The following is a 19,217-nucleotide window of genomic DNA, read 5'->3' as shown; positions in this document are numbered from 1 at the left end:
TTAAAATTTTAGGGTATTATGCAATCAAAAGTTATTGTGATCACAGGCTCGTCGTCGGGAGTTGGACTTACTTTAGCCAATTATTTTCACGATCAAGGTCATCAAGTGTATGGATTATCGCGTTCTAAAAAAGGACAAGAGCGATTCCAACATATTCCCACTGATGTTTCGGACAAAGCCAATGTGAAACGTACTTTTCAACAGATTTTAACAGAAACCAATAACCGAATTGATGTCTTGATCAATAATGCAGGTATTGGGATGTTGGGTGCCGTAGAAGATGCTTCGAAAGAGGATATCGAGAAATTATTAAATGTGAATGTATACGGTCCAATTTATACGATGCAAGAAGTATTACCGGTGATGCGTGCGCAACAATCAGGGCATATATTAAATGTTTCTTCGATTGCCAGTAACAATGGGCTACCATTTAGAGGATATTATTCAGCGTCCAAAGCAATGATCGACCGTTTGATTGAATCGGCTCGTTTAGAAAACCGTCATACAGGGGTAGAAATTGCCACGTTAAATTTTGGGGATATTAAAACCAACATTGCGGAAGGGCGTGTAAAATCATTTGTTTCGGCTTTTTACAAAAAGAAATACGATGAAATGGTCGCCGATATCGACCACGAAGTGGCACAAGGTACACCGACTGAAGATTTAATTCCAATCATTGAAGGTATTTTAAATCAAAAAAACATCAAACCTCACTATTACATCGGGAAAACGATGCAGAAATTTTCGGTGACGTTAAAAAGTATTTTACCTCAGAAAATGTTCGAAAATATTATTGCAAAATACTCAAAGTTAGATTAATGGAAGGGAAAGTCGTTTGGCATTACAAAATATTCGAAGAATTAACCGCCAAAGAATTGTATCAAATTATACAATTACGCAATGAAGTCTTTGTGATTGAACAAGATTGCATTTACCAAGATGCCGATGGAAAGGATTTCAAATGCGGGCATCTGTGGGCGACCATCCAGGATGAAGTGGTTGCGTATTCGCGCATTGTTCCAAAAGGCGTTTCTTATGAAAACGAACCTTCGATTGGACGAGTGGTGAGTAGCGGAAAGCACCGTGGATTAGGTTTAGGAAAGCAATTAATTGCCAATTCAATTGAAGTCGTTGAGAATCGCTTTTTCACTTCTTCGATTCGAATTTCAGCTCAATTGTATTTAAAAGCCTTCTACGAATCCTTCGGCTTTGAACAAGTTTCGGAAGCGTATTTAGAAGATGATATTCCACACATCGAAATGTTGAGAAAATAATGAAATTCATCAAATATATGGTGGTCACATTGGTGGCCATTTATTTTTTAGCCGGAATTGGCGATATTCTTTATTCCAATTCGTTAAAAGAGAAAGCCTTGTTTAGCGGTGAAGTACAAGAATGGAACCGCGTGAATCAAGGGGATATAGACGTGGATTTAGCTGTTTTTGGTTCTTCACGGGCGATGATTCATATCAATCCTCAAATTCTGGAAGATTCGTTGGGGATGAAAACGCATAATTTAGGGTTGAACGGAAGTAAATTCAAGATGCAATATTATCGTTTCTTGAAGTATTTGGATAAAAATCCTCATCCTCAGACCATTGTTTGGAATTTGGATACGTTTTCATTTTCGCACATTGATGAAGTGTTTCAACCGAATCAATACGTGCCTTTTATGTTATGGAATTACAAATTGTATGCGTACCTAAAAGAATATGAAAATGCCGATTGGAAAGATTATGTGATTCCGTTTTACCGATACGAAGACCAAAAGTATTGGAAAGATGAAATCCAAAAAGCCGCAAAAGAAAAAGTGGACAAAAATGGAGATTTTCGTTTAAAAGGTTTTAAATCCTATAACCGAAAATGGAATGTCAATTGGGCGAATTTAAAAGCAAAAGATGCGGAATTTGATGCCGAAGTGTATCCTTTGTTAGAAGAATTAATCCAACGTTGTCAACAAGAAAATATTCAATTGATTTTTACGATTGCGCCAGAATTTTACAAAGGGCAAGGGTATATGTTGAACCGCGATGAAATTGTAGGGCGTTACCAAAAAACCTTACAAAAATATGATTTGCCTTTATTGGATTATTCGAATGATTCGATCAGTTATCAACAAAAATGGTTTTACAATACCACCCATTTAAACGATAAAGGGGCGGATGAGTTTACCAGAAGATTAGCAACAGCTTTAAAACCTTATATACACTAGGTGTACAATATAATTAACCCATACAAAAAGCCACTGTTGGAACAAAGTTCCAGTAGTGGCTTTTTGTATGGGATACCTGAAAGAAGAAAGGAAAGATTCGGAATTCTTAGCGAAAAAATCGTATTTTTAAATCCGTAATTTCAACCCCTCTTTAGGCCACTTTATTTTCTTTCACGGTCATTGTTCAGTATCGGTTCTATGACGCTTCTATGCCGCCTTTATGCTACCTCTATGCTGCCTTTGTACCGCCTCAACTTCGCCTCAACCAGGAGGATTCTCTTATCTTTCTTCGGTGATGCTCTTGTCTTGCTTTAAGTAAAGTTCTCCTATGAAATGAATGTGCATAAAAAATCCTCATTCATTGAAATGAGGATTGATCGTATAGTACCGTTAAATGGTTTCGATTTGTTTTTTGTCTGGTTTCTGCGTCAAATAAACACCTGAAAGGATTAAAATAAATCCAACGATATGTAACCATGTGATTTTTTCGCCTACTAAAATTCCCCAAAAGACAGAAACCACGGGCATTAAATAAGTTACCATTGAAGAAAACATTGGCCCGGTTGACTGAATTAATTTATAGTACAAAATCATCGCTGTTGCCGTTCCAATTAAACCTAAAATGGCGATAAATCCTAGACTTTGCCATTGTGGAATCGTACCTTCAAAAACGGTTGGGAATCCTGAAAACAATAAGATGATTATTGCAGGCGGTAACCAAATCGTAAATAATGAAGAAGATAATTGAAAGGAAGGAATATCGTTTAGATATTTCGTTAAGATTAAACTGTTTAAACCGTATAAAGCGGTAGCAAAAACAATAATCATGCAATGCCAAAAGCTATTTTCACCTGTCAATCCATCACCCCCAATTAAGATCACAGCACCTACAAAACCAATGATTGCCCCTAAAATTTGATTTTTAGTTCCTCTCAATTGGAAAAATAAGGCTCCAAATAACAAGATGAATAAGGGGACTAAGGAATCCAAAATTCCTGCCATCGAACTTGACACCTGCGTTTGGGCAATTGGAAATAAAAACATGGGTACAAAATTCCCGGTAAATCCAGCTAAGGCCACATACCCGATTTTATTTTTTGGAATGCGTTTGATTAAGTTGGGAATCCCCCAAATTGCTAAAACGCCTCCTGCAAAGCATAGTCGTAAGGCCCCAACTTGATAAGGCGTAAAGGAAACTAATCCTTGTTTGATTAAGATAAAAGAACTTCCCCACGTCAGCGCTAAAACGCCTAAGATAATCCAGTTCTGTAACGAAATTTTCATCAATGTGTATTTTGTGCAAAGATGCTAAAGTTCATTTGATAATAAAATAACAAATTCAACTTTTAACCTTTGTGACAAAAACAATCGGTGGTATGGTCGTTTACCATTCCAATGCCTTGCATAAATGCATATATTGTGGTGGATCCAAAAAACTTAAATCCTCTTTTCTTCAAGTCTTTTGCGATTAGATCAGAAAGTGGAGTAGTGGCCGGAACTTCTTCTCTCGTTGTCCAATGGTTGATGATCGGCTGATGGTCGACATAATTCCAAATAAATTGTGCAAATGAACCAAACTTCTTCTGAATCTCGATGAATAATTTTGCATTGGAAATGGCCGCTTCAATTTTCCCACGGTGACGAATAATCCCTTCGTTTTGGATCAATTCTTCAACTTTATCAGCAGTGTAATTGGCTACTTTCTGCACCTCAAATTGATCGAAAGCATTTCTGAAATGTTCGCGTCGTTTTAAAATCGTTAACCAACTTAATCCCGCTTGAAAACTTTCTAGGATGATAAATTCAAATAAAGTTTGATCATCATAAACCGGTTTTCCCCATTCGTTGTCGTGGTAATCGATATAAATTTGGTCTTTCGTGACCCAAAAGCATCTTTTTTTATTCATGGCTTTACTTCTTTTCTTATTTGTCGTTTGCAAAAGTTATCCTGAATTTTTCAGAATTACATTTACTTTATGAGCTGTCGAGAAAGGTTCAATATAACAGTTGATTTCTTTTATCAATCCTGTCAAGGTTTTAAACCTCGACAGGATTAGAACTTAAATTATTTCTAATGCTTTATCAACTTCATAAACCGGCATCATACAAGCATAGTTTTGGCAAATGTGAATTCCAGTTTGGCCTTCTGTCCAGCGGTTTTGTGTAATTTCTAGATGCTCTTTTTCAGCTGCTACAAAAACGGCATTTGGAATGTAATAAAAATGCAGTTGTTTTAAATATTCCTTGGCTTGATCCCCTACAATTACAATTTCTTTGTAATCGTGACTAAAATTTAAATATAATTGTATCCAATTCGCAAATCCAGTCGGGTAATCGTGAATTTTATCTTCGATGTTCGAAAGCATTTGTTTGGCTTGTTCGATGTAATGATCTTGATTTAAAATTTTCCCCAATTTGAATAAATTGTTTGCCATCATCGAATTTGAAGAGGAAATCACATTGTCATAAATTTCAAATGTTTCGTTCACCAAAGGTGTGTCATAATGCGATTTGTACGCAAACATTTTGTTTTTATGGTTGTAGAATTGGTTGAATACTTGTTCTGTTAGATCCTGGGCTTTCTCTAAATAATTTAGTTTCGTTGTTGTTTCAAATAATTTGATCAAGGCTTCGATGACTAATACATAATCATCTAAAAATCCAGGTATGGTTGTTTGCTTGTCTTTATAATTTCGGTAAAGCGTTTCCCCATTCCATTGTTTTGCTAGCAAGAATTGCATGGCATTTTCTGCTAATTCTAAATACTCGTCCTTTCCTAAGGCTTGATAGGCATCGCACAATCCTTTAATCGTTAAGGCGTTCCAAGAAGTTAGAATTTTTTCATCGCGATGTGGTTTGATGCGTTGTTCACGGATTGGATTTAAAATTGCTTTCCAATGTTTAACTTTTAATAAAAGATCTTCCAACGACATTTGGTGTTTTTCTGCAAAATCTTCATCATCGGTCAAACGCATCAGAATATGGTTTCCGTGTTCCCATTCGCCAAAACCGTCGATGTTATAATACGCTTTGAATAATTCGAATTCATGGCCTAAAATTTCTTTTAATTCAGCAGAATTCCACACATAATATTTACCTTCTTCGCCCTCTGAATCGGCATCGATTGCGGCATAAAAGGCATTTTCAGGCGCAAGCATTTCGTCTTTTAACCAATTTACGGTTTCGTCCATTACGCTTTTGTATTCCTCTTCTCCATAAACTTTAAAGGCATTTGCGTACAATGAAAGCAATTGTCCGTTGTCGTATAACATTTTCTCGAAATGAGGCACTTTCCAATAGGGATCGACCGAATAGCGTGCGAATCCACCTTTTAGTTGATCGTAAATACCGCCAAAAGCCATACGATCCAATGTTATTTTTGTCTGAATCAATACGTCTTCATCTTTGGTTTGTACGCCATAACGCAGTATCGCTTCCCATGCATTGGGTAGCATGAATTTTGGCGCACGGTTAAATCCTCCCCATTCGTCATCAAATTGTTGTTTCCAAAAATCAAATGTTTCTTGAATTTTATCTTTGGAAAATTGCTGCTCGGATTTTAATTCGATGGTTTCCATTTTCGTTAAACCCTCTGCAATGGAATGCACATATTCCAAAGTTTTGGAATAGTTCTGGTGGTACATGGCTTGAATGTTCATCAATAATTCGATCCATTGGTGCTTTGGAAAATATGTTCCACCATAAAAAGGACGACCATCGGGCAATGCAAAAACATTCAATGGCCATCCGCCGGATTGATGAATAATTTGCACCACATTCATGTACAAAGCATCTAAATCAGGACGTTCTTCTCGATCAATTTTAATGCAGACAAAATGTTCGTTCATGATTTCGGCGACTTCATCATTTTCAAACGATTGATGTTCCATGACGTGACACCAATGACAAGCCGAATAGCCGATCGAAATCAATAACGGTTTATTCATTTCCTGAGCATAGGCTAAAACTTCATCGCTCCAACTTTGCCACCAAACCGGGTTGTTTTCGTGTTGTTTTAAATAGGGACTTGTTGCCGATTTTAGATTATTTTGTTGAAAATTCATGCTTCCTCAATTTGAATTATTAAAGTTCGGACAAATTGAATAGATGAAAAAGTTTATCTTCGGTAAAATTTAAAATATAATGGATACGTACGAAATCATTTCCATCGGTATATATATGCTTTTAATGATTGGAATTGGCGTTTATTCTTTTCGAAAATCGAATTCAAATTCAGAAGACTTTTTAATTGGAGGCCGTAAAATGGGAGCGGCAGTAACGGCTTTGTCAGCGGGATCATCTGATATGAGTGGATGGTTATTGATGGGTGTCCCCGGCGCCATGTATTTCACAGGATTATCTTCTATATGGATTGCTATAGGGTTAACGATAGGGGCATTTTTCAATTATTTGATTGTTGCGCCACGATTACGTTTATATACAGAAGTTGCAGGAAATTCGATTACATTACCGGTATTTTTTGAAAATCGTTTCAAGGACAAAACACATTTGTTAAAAATCGTTTCATCACTTTTAATCTTAGTTTTCTTTACGCTTTATACTTCATCTGGAATGGTAGCGGGAGGGAAATTATTTGAATCCGCTTTTGGTTTCGATTATAAGAATGGTTTATACCTTACCAGTTTAGTCGTTGTATTGTATACATTTTTAGGAGGATTTTTAGCTGTATCGTTAACCGATTTTGTTCAAGGAACCATTATGGTTTTGGCTCTAGTAATTGTACCTCTAGTGGCATTAATCGAAATTGGAGGTATTGGAGAAACCTTGCAACTTGTAGCTTCTAAAGGAGATCACTATTTAGATTTATTTTCTGGTACGACAACAATTAGTATTATATCATTATTGGCTTGGGGATTAGGCTATTTTGGTCAACCTCATATATTAGTTCGGTTTATGGCGATTGGTCAAGTTGGTGATCTGAGAAAAGCACGCCGTATTGGAATTACGTGGATGATCTTTACTGTAGGTGGTGCATTGTTAGTTGGCTTAATAGGAATTGCCTATTTATTAAAATTTGATGGAACGACAATGTTGAGATTTGATGCTTCGAAAACAGAATCAGAAACCATTTTTATTTATTTCTCGCGAATACTATTTCATCCCTTAATTGGTGGATTCTTATTGTCCGCTATTTTAGCAGCTGTAATGAGTACAATCTCTTCTCAATTGTTGGTGACATCGAGCTCATTAACGGAAGATATTTATAAAGCTTTTCTCCACAAAAAAGCAACCTCAAAACAGCTATTAATGGTGAGCCGTATATCGGTACTGTTAGTGGCTATTATCTCATTAATGTTGTCCATTTCGCCTAAAGATTCCATTTTAAATTTAGTGGGAAATGCTTGGGCAGGATTTGGTGCTGCGTTTGGACCTCTTATTCTTTTATCCTTGCTTTGGAAAAAGACAACTTGGCAAGGGGCATTAGTTGGAATGATTGTTGGTGCAAGTGTGGTTCTGATTTGGGTATATGCCGACCATTCGTACAAGGATTGGTATGAACTATTACCTGGATTTGTTTGTTCATTTGTATCGATTATTTTGGTTTCACTTTTAACACAAAAGGAAAACAAGGCAATTACTTACGAATTCGAACAAGTGAATAAGTTAATTAAAAAATAATATAATGTATTTTCTGAACACGATGTCTTTTGGGTTTATCGTTCAAAAAATATATTTGTTTGTATATTTGTAGAAAGTAGATTTTAAAGAAGAATCGAAAAAATATTTCTTTAGGAAGAATGATGAATGATATTATTCAATTACTACCAGATCATGTAGCTAATCAAATTGCTGCTGGAGAAGTGGTGCAACGCCCTTCATCTGTAGTGAAAGAGTTAATTGAGAATGCGGTAGACGCGGGTGCAACATCCATTCAATTAATTTGCAAAGATGCTGGTAGAACGTTAATCCAAGTTATAGATAACGGTAGCGGAATGAGTGTGACAGATGTTCGTATGGCATTTGAACGACATGCGACTTCTAAAATTAAAACTACCGAAGATATATTCTCTATTCATACCAAAGGATTTAGAGGAGAGGCATTAGCTTCGATTGCCGCAGTGGCACAAGTGGAAACTAAAACACGTCGCGAAATAGATGAATTAGGAAATCAATTAATCATCGAAGGTGGGGTGGTACGCAATCAAGATCCTGTGGTATGTCCAGTTGGAACTTCAATTTCAGTAAAAAATTTATTTTACAATGTTCCAGCGCGTCGCAATTTTCTTAAATCCAATCAAGTAGAATTTCGACATATTCAAGACGAGTTTCAACGTATAGCTTTGGCACATGAAAATGTAAGCTTTTTCTTGCATCACAATGATTCTGAAGTGTATCATTTAAAAGCAGGAAATCTAAAGCAACGAATTGTTCAAATTTTTGGTAAAAAATTAGGTGCACAAATTATATCGGTTGAAGAAGATACAGAAATCGTTAAGATCAAAGGATATGTAGGGAAACCAGATGCGGCTAAAAAATCGAGAGGAGAACAATTCTTCTTTGTTAATAACCGATTTATCCGTAGTCCATATTTGCACAATGCTTTATGTGATGCGTTTGAAGATTTATTGCCTGCTGGTTATCAGCCTGCTTATTTCTTGTATTTAGAATTGGATCCGTCTCGTATCGATATCAATATTCATCCGACTAAGACTGAGATTAAGTTTGAAGATGAAGCCTTGATTTATACGATTATTCGAGCAGCAGTAAAACATGCATTAGGTCAGTTTAATGTCATTCCATCCTTGGATTTTGAACAAGATCCTAACTGGGCATTTATCCCTTCAGCAACAGAAGATGCTGAAATTAAAATGCCTGAGATTACAGTGGATCAAAGTTTTAATCCTTTTTCAAATGATAATCATTACCGTGCACCCAAACCATCGGCAATTAAATCCACGATGGATTTTTACAATGATGCAGTGGAATTAGAAATTGAAAATAATCACGCGCATCAAGTATTTGAGTCTGATTTTGGTCAAACGCACGAATTGTTTGAATCTGAAGTAGGACAATCAGAAAAATTCAATGTGATTCAATGGCAATCGAAATATTTGATTGTAGAATACCGTGGTGAATTATTGATCATTGATCAACACCGAGCGCATCAAAAGATTTTATTTGAAAAATACATTCACTCGAAGCGAGAAAATGGATTGGTTCAACAAATGCTTTTCCCAATTGAATTGGACTTATCGCCGAATGATCGTCAAAAGTTAATTAATGTTGAAAGTCAATTGCTAAGTTTTGGATTTGATATTTCATTGGATGAAGAGGCTATTGTCATTAACGCTATTCCAGTAGATGTACAACAAGAAGATGTAGTGTCCATATTTATGGATTTTATTGATGAATTAGAATTTAAAGAGTCGTTAGAATTGGATCAATCTTTTGCCAAAATATTAGCAAAAAACGCAGCTGTTAAAAAAGGAGCTGTTTTAAAAGAAGAACAAGCAACCTCATTAGTAGAAGAATTATTACGATTACCCAATCCGAATTATTCGCCCTATGGACGACCAATTTTCGTTCAGATGAATACTTCTGAAGTTGAAAAAATATTACAATAATTATGTTTCAACAATCGATACCTAAAATAACGAAGAATTTATTAATCATTAATGTATTATTCTTCTTGGCAACGTTAGTGTTCCAAGATAAAGGAATAGACTTAACGATGATTTTAGGTGCATTTTTCCCTGGTTCTCCCAATTTTGAATCGTGGCAGGTGCTTTCGCATATGTTTATGCACGGAAGTTTTTCACATCTTTTCTTTAATATGTTTTCGTTATGGATGTTTGGTTCAGTCGTCGAAAATAATATAGGAGATAAGAATTTTCTAAAGTTGTTTATCTATTCCGGTTTTGGAGGATTTATATTATTCAATTTAGTCAACTATATTGAAATAAGTCAATTGCAAAATGTTGTACTTGAACAAGGCGTACAATTAAAAGATATTTATTCTGCTTCGAAATTGAATATTCATCGTGAATTTGTGAATGAGCCGTCAGCTGCAGTAGTTGCAAATGGAAATGCGATTGAATTGGTTAAAGACTATATTACACCAATGGTTGGTGCATCAGGAGCGATATATGGATTATTGATTGCGTTTGCGGTATTGTTTCCAAATAATAAATTGTTCTTTATGTTTCTACCTATTGGAATCAAAGCAAAATATTTTATTCCGATTATGATTTTAATTGAGTTATTTATGGGAATTCGAAATTACGAATGGAATAATGTCGCTCATTTTGCTCACCTTGGTGGAGCCGTTATCGGATACTTCTTTATTAAAAATTGGAAGAAAAATTTATACCGAAGAAATTAAAACAGTATGAATATGCTGAATGGAATTTTAGACGATTTAAAATTAAAATTTAATACTGGAAATATTGCAACAAAGATTATTTATATCAATGTTGTGATATTTTTCTCTTTATTTATCCTTGATGGATTACTAAAATTAGGAATACGAGACTTTTTGGAGTTGCCACGCTTAGAGCAAGGATTTTTGGGACAGCCATGGTCTTTATTCACTTATTCGTGGTTGCATTGGGATTTCCTTCATTTAGCAATGAATATGATTTTATTGTATTTCGTTGCTCAATTGTTTTTACGATTTTTCAGAGATCAAAATTTGCTGACGTTTTATCTTTTTGGTGCAATTGCAGGAGGAATTCTTTTCTTATTATTTCCCATTAAAAGTTCAAATTTATTAGCAGGCAGTTCAGCGGGAATTTATGCATTATTATTTGCTGTAATTAGTTATAATCCAAAATTACCGGTACGAATGGTCTTAATTCCTTCTTCATTTCCTATTCTTTATTTTGGATATGTATTTATTGGAATTGATCTTTTACAAATTATCTTAAAAAGTTCGAATTTGGGTGGAAGCATTTCTCATTTGGGTGGAATGGCATTTGGATATTTGTACATGAAACAATTTGAAAAAGGAAACGATTTTTTAGGAAATATTGTTTCAAAAGGTTTAAATTTATTTAGTCAAAAAGAACGTAAAACAACGTTTAAAACATATAAGAATAAACAAACAACAACAAATCAAACTAAACCAAAAACCGATTACGAATTCAATCATCAAAAGGTTGAAAAACAAAAAAGAATTGATTCAATTTTAGACAAAATTTCAAAATCAGGTTACGAAAGTTTATCAAAGGAAGATAAAGATTTTTTATTTAGAGAAGGGAGATCATAATGGGGTTATTAAGTCGTGATAAATTTCGATTGAATTATTTTAATCGTTTCATTTTTACCATCAATCTGTTGGTATTATTTATCGCGTATTCTATTTACTTGAATTATATTTTTAAACCTTCAGAAATTCCTTACTTCAATTTTATTTCCATAGGATATCCGATTCTTTTTATTATCGTGATAACATTTATGTTCTATTGGCTATTATTTAGTTGGAGGCATTTTATTCTAGTTACTTTATTATCCTTAGGAGCATTTTATCCGATGTATTTATCTTATCCCGTAAAAAACTTATCTAAACAAGTGCATGGAGAAGGACAACTTACGGTTATGAGTTTCAATACCCATGGATTTCGTGCTGATGGAACCAGTGAACTGATCGAGAATAATCTTGCCGATATTATGTTATTGCAAGAATCCCGAGAAAAACAGCAAAAAAATTGGAGTGCTAAAAAACTTGATCGCTATTATAAAGAGTATTTTGGATTATTAACCATTTATAGTAAATATCCAATTATTAAAACTAATGTCATAGAATCTACAGTCAATACAGGAGCAGGGATGGGAGCTTATGCTGATATTGATTTAGGATTTGATACTGTTCGTGTGATTAATTTATATATGGAACCAATGTACATAGAAAAGGCATTGGTAAAAGACGTCATTACTTCCGATACTGCGGAAGAAATGGAACAAACGAGTAAAAAATTAGAAACAAAATTGGTTAAAGGAATGGTCATGCATCAATCTCAGCTTGATGAATTAATTCCTTTTATTCGTCGATCACCTCATCCTGTAATATTGGGATCTGACCTTAATGCCACTCCATTATCCTATGAATATTTGAAAATAACCAAATATTTAAACGATTCATACATCATGGCAGGTGAGGGGAATGCTACTACTTTCCATGGATTTAAGTTTCCCATTCGAATTGATTATTTATTCCATTCTCCACAATTAGAAGTGGTAGATGCTAAAATTATTCGAAAGAAATTTTCTGATCATTTTCCAGTCATCGTGAACTATAAACTACAATAATAGTATTATATTTATTAAAAATACTATCAATATGTCTCAGAAAGAAGCTTTTGTAAATGAAATACAATCCCGTTACAACTATAAAAACGATAAAATTGTATTAGGGAAGGCAAAGCTGAATGGAGAAGTTGTCGATGAAGCAGAAATCTCGATTGCTTTGAAAACATTGAACCGTCACGGAATGATAGCAGGTGCTACAGGTACGGGGAAAACCAAATCATTACAAATTATTGCTGAACAATTATCATTAAAAGGTGTTCCTTCGTTGGTGATGGATATCAAAGGAGATTTGTCTGGAATAGCAGCAGCTGGGAAAATTGATGATGAAAATATTAAATCACGCCACGATTTACTAAATTTGCCTTTTCAACCGAGTGGTAATCCAACGGAATTATTATCCATTTCAGAAGAACCAGGAGTTCAGTTACGAGCAACAGTTACTGAATTTGGACCGATACTATTCAGTAAAATATTAGAATTAAACGAAACGCAAGAAAGTATTATTTCGATCATTTTTAAATACTGTGAGGATCGTAAACTTCCATTAATTGATTTAGAAGATGTTCGAAGAGTATTACAATATGTAACAGATTCTAAAGAAGGCAAGGCTGAATTAAATATGAATTACGGAACTATAGCACCTGCATCATTAGGCGCTATATTACGTAAAATCGTTGCATTAGAACAACAAGGAGCGTCAAAGTTTTTTGGAGAACCAAGCTTTGATATTCATGATCTAATGCAAATGAGAGACGGTAAAGGGATTGTAAATGTAATTCGATTAACCGATTTACAGAATTATCCGAATCTTTTCTCAACATTTATGTTGAGTTTATTGAATAAAATTTATTCGCAATTGCCAGAAGCAGGTGATGCGGACCGTCCTAAACTTGTCATTTTTATTGACGAAGCACATTTGATTTTTAAAGAGGCCACAAAAGCACTTTTAAATCAAATAGAAACCATTGTAAAATTAATCCGATCAAAAGGTGTAGGATTATTTTTTGTAACGCAAGTTCCAGGAGATGTTCCCGATGGGGTTTTAGGGCAGTTAGGATTGAAAGTACAGCATGCTTTAAGAGGATTTACGGCAAAAGATCGTAAACAAATTCAAAAGGCAGTTGAAAATTATCCTATTACGGAATATTATAAAGCAGATGAGGTCATCACTCAGTTGGGGATCGGAGAAGCATTTGTGACCGCATTAGATGAAAAAGGAATACCAACACCTTTGGCCTATACGTTTATGCGATCACCCAATTCAAGAATGGATGTTTTGACTTCAGAGGAGATTGAATCAATCGTTAATAATTCTTCATTGGTAAAGAAATATGCAGATTCAATTGATCGACACTCTGCAAATGAAATGCTTCAAAAGAAATTAGAAGAACAAGCACAAGTTGCATCACAACCTTCAAAACCATCTACAAGACGAACGACAGTACCAAAAGAAAAAGATTGGACAGAAAATAAAATGGTTCGTGAAGTAGGTCGTACAGCCACAAGAAAATTAATTGATTGGGGAATGAAATTGTTGATGAATGCAATGAAAGGTAAAAAATAGATTTTTAAAGTGTACGCAATTTTAGATATAGAAGCGACAGGAGGTAAGGTTGGTGAAGAATCAATCATAGAAATTGCGATTTATAAATTTGATGGTGAAGAAATTGTTGATCAATTTATTTCTTTAGTTAATCCTGAAAAAAAGATAGATCCGTTTGTACAGAAGTTAACAAACATTTCAGAAAAAATGGTTCGTACAGCCCCTAAATTTCATGAGGTTGCAAAACGAATTGTAGAAATTACCGAAGATTGCATATTAGTAGGACATAACGTAACTTTTGATTATCGTATGTTAAATCAAGAATTTAATCGCTTGGGATATACGTACGAGAGAGAATGGATTGATACGTTTGAATATGCCGAACAATTAATTCCTGGAATGCCATCGTATTCACTTGGGAAGTTATGTGATTCATTAGGAATTGTCGTTACGGATCGTCATCGTGCATCTGGTGATGCTAGAGCGACCATTGCATTGTTTAAAATGTTGATGGATAAAGATAATCAGAAAATTATCACGAAAAAATCGGGAATCAAATCACCGAAAAAAGTGAATAATAAGTATGAGAAATTAGTTGAGAATTTACCTAATAAACCTGGATTATTTTATTTTTATAATTCACGAAAGGAGATCATTTTCATTGGTAAAAGCATCAATATTGCCCAATCCGTCAATCAAATTTTTACATCCAAATCAATTCGTCATAATCGAATTAAACGTTATACAAAAAATATAAAATTCGAGTTAACAGGAAGTAATTTATTGGCCTCGATTAAATACATTAACGAATTAATAAAAATAAAACCTGCTTTAAATCCCTCAATTCATAATAAATCCGTTTATCAATTTGGAATCTATTTCAAAGAAAATAAAACGACTTATTCTAAGTTTGAAATAGGTAAAGGTCGTAAAACGATCCCTTTTTTATCATTTATTACGAAAGAAGAAGCGGAAAAAAAGTTAGAGAAAATAATGACCAATTTTCAGCTTTGTCAAAAAATTAATAAAGGGGAAAAAGATCATGAATCATGTTTTGGATATACCGTAAATACGTGTAAAGGAGCGTGTATTGATAAGGAGTCAAAGAATGAATACAATGCAAGAATTAAAAGTATTGTTGAGAAGACCAATTATCCAAGTGATAATTTTTTGATTGTAAGTAAAGGAAGAGAAGGTATCGAAAAATCGTTTATCGTAATTGAAAATGGTGTTTTTGTGGGGTATGGATATTATGAATTCCATCATCAGATCAATACTATGGAGCGAATAAAGAGTGTAATGACTCCTGCGGATGAATTACCCGATATTAAAGCAATTATTCGAAACTATTTATTTAAAGCGAAAGAAAATCAAATTATCGTAATCTCATAAAAAAAGCTTCCATATGGAAGCTTTTTTCTATTTTGTTTGAATTAATTCATTTACATGTGAAACTTTGTTGATAATTTTATTGTCTTTATCTAAAAGGAAAATCGTAGGTGTTGCTTCTACTTGATATGATGCTGCGATAGGTGAATCCCAACGCATTAAATCGGTGTAATTAAACCATGGCAATTCTTTTGTTGCATCATTAAACATAGTTTGATCATAATCTAAAGAAATCGCAATAATTTCACCTCCATTTTTCTTGAATTCATTATAGTATTCTTTGATGTATGGCATCTCTTTGTTACATGCCGGACACCATGAAGCCCAAAAAACAACTAATTTTTGATTCGCTTTGATATCGTATAAGCTCTTCTTTCCTTTTACGGCAGATTCAAATTTAATATCTGGTGCTTTATTCCCAATTTTTAATGTTTCACTTTTTACTTTAGATTTTAAATCATCAGTGACTTTACATGTTAGCGCATTTACTTTTGATTTGTATGTCGAGTGAAAATTTTCAAAATTACTTTCTGGAATTAAAGAAAATAATGTTGATAATACATTTTGTCCCCTTTCCGTTTCAATATTTCCTTTTTCTAATAAAACTTCAGTAGCGCTCATAACAACAGTTTCTGGAGTCTTCCCTTGGTTCTGTGTGAATTGATAATTAATGTATGCATATACTAATTCTTGTAACATTCCAGAATGTTCTAAGCGATTATCATCTTTTTCAATATGAGCTAAAATTTTATTAGCCGTTTCGTTAGTAATCGTAGCATTATTTTTTGTTTCGCTTAAAATAGACTCTAAATCATTAATATACTTTACCAATGAAGAATTAAATGTTTGATTCTGCGTTAGTTTTGTGATACGATCTTGTTCCGCTTCTATGGCTTTATAAAATGCATCTGAAGGTTGATATACGTTCTTTAGATGTGGTAATAAGTTGGTATTTAAATCTTTTAAGGGTGCTAATTTTTGCAAAGCATTATATTCGATTTGTGTTTTTCCTTCTAAAACTTGCACATCTTGTTGGATATTTTGACCGTAACTCGTTTTGAATTTAATGTTTTCATTATCGGAAAGGATATTAATTGAACCACCTGCAGGTATTTCTAATTTAATTAGTCCATTGTAAGTAACGGGTACTTTTGCTACAAAATGTCCATTCGGATCTGTTTTAGCATTCTGGATGATTTTAGCATTACCATTGTCAAATATTTTAACCAATACAGGTTTAGAGTTGTAATTATCAATTTGACCATTAATTGTGAATTGAGCAAATAAACTCGTTCCAAGAATTGATAAAGGTAGGAATATGTATTTTTTCATATAGTTATAGAATTAAAAAACCTCAGTCGTAAGACTGAGGTTTAAAAATACTATTTATTTTTTAAGAATCATCTTTTCTTTGTTGGAATAAATAACTCCTGCTGCTACTACACCAGCAATTATTAATAACCCAGCATATTCGTCAATAGGAGTTGCTGGAGAATATGCTCCGGTTCCCTCTCCTGGTTGTGGCAAATCACCTGTACCTGTACAATCTGGGTCATCAGGAAGACAATCAGCATAAACGGTGTTTAGTGGTAAGGTAAATAGAGCTATTATCGTTAAAAATTTATAGAATGGTTTCATATGTTAGGTTATTTATTAATCGTTTTTTTCGTTACCACTTTACCATCTTTGTACGTTATAACAACGACATACACATTAGGTACATTTGTTAAATTTAATCTATAATCAGATGATGTATTAACATTTGTATTTTTTTGAATAGAACGTCCCGTAATATCAAAGATTTCAACTGTAGCAGTTGAATTTGAATTTTCGAAACGGACATATTGAGCAGCTTGATCTTTATAAATATACGTTGTATTTTTTACGATATCATCAGTAGATAAAGTTCTAGGTGATTCATTCCAATAAAATTCAAAACGGTCATTTACATTTTCATCAGCCACAAAATTAATTTGTGTTAACGCATTAATTTCAGTTACTGTATTAGTTAATTTGTCTAATAAATAATAGCGTCCTAAGTTTAAGCTATTTACTTTATTTAATATTGAATATTCATAAAGATTTATATTCACTTGGTATTGATTTCCAGCTGTTAAATTTTTAAATCCTAAACGTAAAGGTTTACCAATATAATCTTCAGAATTAAATGTATTAGATATAGTTTCTGCATTTACTAAAACATTTCCTTCAGTAGTTTCTTCGTAAAAGAAAATTGGATTTTCAGTAGTTTTATTCGAAGTATCAATTCCTGTATTCATAAAGTTAGCATTCAATAAATATGCTGCACTCCCTTGTATAGTTGAATTTTGACTTAGATATACTTCCAGCTGAGTAAAGTCAAAATCTGTAACTAATCCTTTAGCTTTCAATGATTCATCAGCTAAAAGTGTTGCTACCGAATTATTTTGTAGATTATTAACTCCACGTGCATAAGTAATATCTCCAATTTGACCAGTAGTTTGATCTACAATTGGTAAATATTGTTGATTAAATGTTTTTTGTTTATCTCCAAGTGTAATTTCTGCATCAACAATACGTGTATCACCATTAGTAGAACGGCTTATTGTATAATAGTCAACGTAAAATGTTTCATAAGGTTTAATTAGTAAAGCTTCAGGAGCTCCAGTCCAAAAGTAAGGTTTGTCTACATTATTTGTATTCTTATTCAAATATGCATTAAATAATGTAGAATTCGCTATACCTGTAGAAGTATTTCCAGTATTTGGATTCCATACAATTTTAAAATCGTTAGCAGTTTTAAATACTCTGAATCGAATTGTACTAGAATATGCTTCAGTCGGTCCTAATAAACCTGCTGGAGTATTAAACTTAATCCATGTATTTTCAATTGAAACATCACTTAAATCCAAATTAGAAGTAAATGGGTTAGCAAGTCGATGTAAATTTTTTCCATACAATTTATTATTATTGATTGCTGTGGAATTGTTTTGATTTCCTAAATAAGAATCATAGGTTTCAGAATAATTATTCCATGTGTTTTTCCATTGAGCATAAGTCAAATCCTCATAAGCTTGACTATTGTTCTTTAAACCACTTTTTAAACTTAGAGAAACTGTTTGATTTGCTGGAGTACCACTTAAAGCTATTTTTTTTGTATTAGAACCTAAACCATTATTAATTTCAACTAATTTTTGTTTAAGTGTTGAATTCTCACGTGTATTTAATAAATAACGGCTTGTAGGATTTACAACATCTGATTCAATAATAGCATCATATTCAGTTTCACGATTATCCCACACAAAAATAGACTGTTCATATCTAGTATCACAAATTGTATTCACAGCACAATTTCCCATAAATGGGTTGTCAACATTACTAGGATAAGTATAATTTGTCAAAGATTCATATACATCTTTAACCGTTGCGTTGAAAGGAAGTGCAATAATATACTCATCAATTTCCTCCACATTTGGTAAGCTACGCTCCATTGCAACTTTACCCGTAGAAGTTGAAGTTTCATTAATAATTAACTGACCAAAATTATTAGCATCAGTCCATATATTAACAAATTCAGCACCATTAGCGCTGTTGATTGTATTCTCAAATTGACCTTGAACTTTAATGTTTCCTTGGTTTTTCACTACTTCCGTTAGAGGGGCACCTGAACCTGTAGAAGTCGTTAATTTTACGTTTCCACCATGGTAGAATAATGTGTTCGGCTGTACTTTTACAACAGCTTTATCACCTATATATGTATCTTGCGCAAATGCAAATGCAGCTGCTGCAAGAAAAGATAAAGTCAGTAAATTCTTTTTCATATAA

General features: G+C 33.5%; 16 protein-coding genes. 10 read left to right on the top strand and 6 right to left on the bottom strand.

Translation table 11 applies throughout. The features are described from left to right. Window positions 1-18: 18 nt before the first annotated feature. The 3 genes from AC1QSP_RS06760 to AC1QSP_RS06750 are packed head-to-tail and all read left to right on the top strand — an operon-like array spanning window position 19 to window position 2,212. On the top strand, window positions 19-819 hold the full coding sequence (locus AC1QSP_RS06760) for an SDR family NAD(P)-dependent oxidoreductase (RefSeq protein WP_322969058.1): 801 nt from the start codon (window positions 19-21) through the stop codon (window positions 817-819). Then, window positions 819-1,274, top strand: coding sequence for a GNAT family N-acetyltransferase (locus tag AC1QSP_RS06755; protein WP_484080343.1), 456 nt, complete (start codon window positions 819-821; stop codon window positions 1,272-1,274). The genes AC1QSP_RS06760 and AC1QSP_RS06755 overlap by 1 nt, the downstream gene beginning before the upstream one ends. Continuing rightward, entirely contained in the window at window positions 1,274-2,212 is a 939-nt protein-coding gene (locus AC1QSP_RS06750; protein WP_484080342.1) for a hypothetical protein, read from the top strand. The genes AC1QSP_RS06755 and AC1QSP_RS06750 overlap by 1 nt, the downstream gene beginning before the upstream one ends. Window positions 2,213-2,602: 390 nt before the next feature. On the opposite strand, the gene AC1QSP_RS06745 is transcribed toward AC1QSP_RS06750, so the two are convergent. The 3 genes from AC1QSP_RS06745 to AC1QSP_RS06735 all read right to left on the bottom strand — a co-directional run bounded on the left by AC1QSP_RS06745 (window position 2,603) and on the right by AC1QSP_RS06735 (window position 6,276). Continuing rightward, window positions 2,603-3,496 carry a DMT family transporter gene (locus AC1QSP_RS06745; protein ID WP_484080341.1) on the bottom strand — a complete coding sequence of 298 codons (894 nt, stop codon included), beginning with the start codon at window positions 3,494-3,496 and terminating at the stop codon, window positions 2,603-2,605. 62 nt (window positions 3,497-3,558) lie between these two features. Beyond that, window positions 3,559-4,119, bottom strand: a complete 561-nt coding sequence (locus AC1QSP_RS06740) for a DNA-3-methyladenine glycosylase I (RefSeq protein WP_484080340.1) — start codon at window positions 4,117-4,119, stop codon at window positions 3,559-3,561. Between the two features lie 153 nt (window positions 4,120-4,272). Then, on the bottom strand, window positions 4,273-6,276 hold the full coding sequence (locus AC1QSP_RS06735) for a thioredoxin domain-containing protein (RefSeq protein ID WP_484080339.1): 2,004 nt from the start codon (window positions 6,274-6,276) through the stop codon (window positions 4,273-4,275). Window positions 6,277-6,355: 79 nt separating this feature from the next. On the opposite strand from AC1QSP_RS06735, the gene putP reads away from it, so the two are divergent. From putP to AC1QSP_RS06700, 7 genes are all read left to right on the top strand, one after another. Next, a complete protein-coding gene (gene putP / locus AC1QSP_RS06730; RefSeq protein WP_484080338.1) occupies window positions 6,356-7,852 on the top strand; it encodes a sodium/proline symporter PutP in 1,497 nt (498 codons plus the stop codon). A gap of 119 nt (window positions 7,853-7,971) precedes the next feature. After that, window positions 7,972-9,798 (top strand): DNA mismatch repair endonuclease MutL, encoded by a 1,827-nt coding sequence (gene mutL, locus AC1QSP_RS06725; protein ID WP_484080337.1) that lies wholly within the window; start codon window positions 7,972-7,974, stop codon window positions 9,796-9,798. A gap of 2 nt (window positions 9,799-9,800) precedes the next feature. Next, window positions 9,801-10,556 carry a rhomboid family intramembrane serine protease gene (locus AC1QSP_RS06720; RefSeq protein WP_484080336.1) on the top strand — a complete coding sequence of 252 codons (756 nt, stop codon included), beginning with the start codon at window positions 9,801-9,803 and terminating at the stop codon, window positions 10,554-10,556. Window positions 10,557-10,562: 6 nt separating this feature from the next. Then, window positions 10,563-11,441, top strand: a complete 879-nt coding sequence (locus tag AC1QSP_RS06715) for a rhomboid family intramembrane serine protease (protein WP_484080335.1) — start codon at window positions 10,563-10,565, stop codon at window positions 11,439-11,441. After that, the gene (locus tag AC1QSP_RS06710) at window positions 11,441-12,481 is read left to right on the top strand and encodes an endonuclease/exonuclease/phosphatase family protein (protein ID WP_484080334.1); all 1,041 of its coding nucleotides are present in this window, start codon (window positions 11,441-11,443) and stop codon (window positions 12,479-12,481) included. Before AC1QSP_RS06715 ends, AC1QSP_RS06710 begins: the two co-directional genes overlap by 1 nt. Before the next feature lie 31 nt (window positions 12,482-12,512). Next, window positions 12,513-14,045: a helicase HerA-like domain-containing protein gene (locus AC1QSP_RS06705; RefSeq protein ID WP_484080333.1), complete on the top strand. Its 1,533-nt coding sequence runs from the start codon at window positions 12,513-12,515 to the stop codon at window positions 14,043-14,045. Between the two features lie 9 nt (window positions 14,046-14,054). Beyond that, window positions 14,055-15,416 carry an exonuclease domain-containing protein gene (locus tag AC1QSP_RS06700; protein ID WP_484080332.1) on the top strand — a complete coding sequence of 454 codons (1,362 nt, stop codon included), beginning with the start codon at window positions 14,055-14,057 and terminating at the stop codon, window positions 15,414-15,416. A gap of 27 nt (window positions 15,417-15,443) precedes the next feature. On the opposite strand, the gene AC1QSP_RS06695 is transcribed toward AC1QSP_RS06700, so the two are convergent. Genes AC1QSP_RS06695 through AC1QSP_RS06685 form a run of 3 tightly spaced genes read right to left on the bottom strand, consistent with a single transcriptional unit; the run spans window position 15,444 to window position 19,213 of the window. After that, entirely contained in the window at window positions 15,444-16,745 is a 1,302-nt protein-coding gene (locus tag AC1QSP_RS06695; protein WP_484080331.1) for a redoxin family protein, read from the bottom strand. A 54-nt stretch (window positions 16,746-16,799) separates the two neighbouring features. Next, window positions 16,800-17,051, bottom strand: a complete 252-nt coding sequence (locus AC1QSP_RS06690) for a hypothetical protein (RefSeq protein WP_484080330.1) — start codon at window positions 17,049-17,051, stop codon at window positions 16,800-16,802. An 8-nt stretch (window positions 17,052-17,059) separates the two neighbouring features. Further along, window positions 17,060-19,213, bottom strand: coding sequence for a T9SS type A sorting domain-containing protein (locus AC1QSP_RS06685; protein ID WP_484080329.1), 2,154 nt, complete (start codon window positions 19,211-19,213; stop codon window positions 17,060-17,062). Between the last annotated feature and the right edge of the window lie 4 nt (window positions 19,214-19,217).

The sequence above is a fragment of the Faecalibacter sp. genome, assembly GCF_057177045.1.
The sequence above is the reverse complement of the archived record's forward strand: the minus strand, read 5'-3'. Positions and strand labels throughout refer to the sequence as shown.

Coding starts and splice junctions, on each gene's coding strand:
- AC1QSP_RS06745 (WP_484080341.1), bottom strand. CDS start 3,496: ATGAAAATTTCGTTACAGAACTGGATTATCTTAGGCGTTTTAGCGCTG.
- AC1QSP_RS06690 (WP_484080330.1), bottom strand. CDS start 17,051: ATGAAACCATTCTATAAATTTTTAACGATAATAGCTCTATTTACCTTA.
- AC1QSP_RS06740 (WP_484080340.1), bottom strand. CDS start 4,119: ATGAATAAAAAAAGATGCTTTTGGGTCACGAAAGACCAAATTTATATC.
- AC1QSP_RS06710 (WP_484080334.1), top strand. CDS start 11,441: ATGGGGTTATTAAGTCGTGATAAATTTCGATTGAATTATTTTAATCGT.
- AC1QSP_RS06695 (WP_484080331.1), bottom strand. CDS start 16,745: ATGAAAAAATACATATTCCTACCTTTATCAATTCTTGGAACGAGTTTA.
- AC1QSP_RS06705 (WP_484080333.1), top strand. CDS start 12,513: ATGTCTCAGAAAGAAGCTTTTGTAAATGAAATACAATCCCGTTACAAC.
- putP (WP_484080338.1), top strand. CDS start 6,356: ATGGATACGTACGAAATCATTTCCATCGGTATATATATGCTTTTAATG.
- AC1QSP_RS06735 (WP_484080339.1), bottom strand. CDS start 6,276: ATGAATTTTCAACAAAATAATCTAAAATCGGCAACAAGTCCCTATTTA.
- AC1QSP_RS06715 (WP_484080335.1), top strand. CDS start 10,563: ATGAATATGCTGAATGGAATTTTAGACGATTTAAAATTAAAATTTAAT.
- AC1QSP_RS06685 (WP_484080329.1), bottom strand. CDS start 19,213: ATGAAAAAGAATTTACTGACTTTATCTTTTCTTGCAGCAGCTGCATTT.
- mutL (WP_484080337.1), top strand. CDS start 7,972: ATGATGAATGATATTATTCAATTACTACCAGATCATGTAGCTAATCAA.
- AC1QSP_RS06750 (WP_484080342.1), top strand. CDS start 1,274: ATGAAATTCATCAAATATATGGTGGTCACATTGGTGGCCATTTATTTT.
- AC1QSP_RS06755 (WP_484080343.1), top strand. CDS start 819: ATGGAAGGGAAAGTCGTTTGGCATTACAAAATATTCGAAGAATTAACC.
- AC1QSP_RS06720 (WP_484080336.1), top strand. CDS start 9,801: ATGTTTCAACAATCGATACCTAAAATAACGAAGAATTTATTAATCATT.
- AC1QSP_RS06760 (WP_322969058.1), top strand. CDS start 19: ATGCAATCAAAAGTTATTGTGATCACAGGCTCGTCGTCGGGAGTTGGA.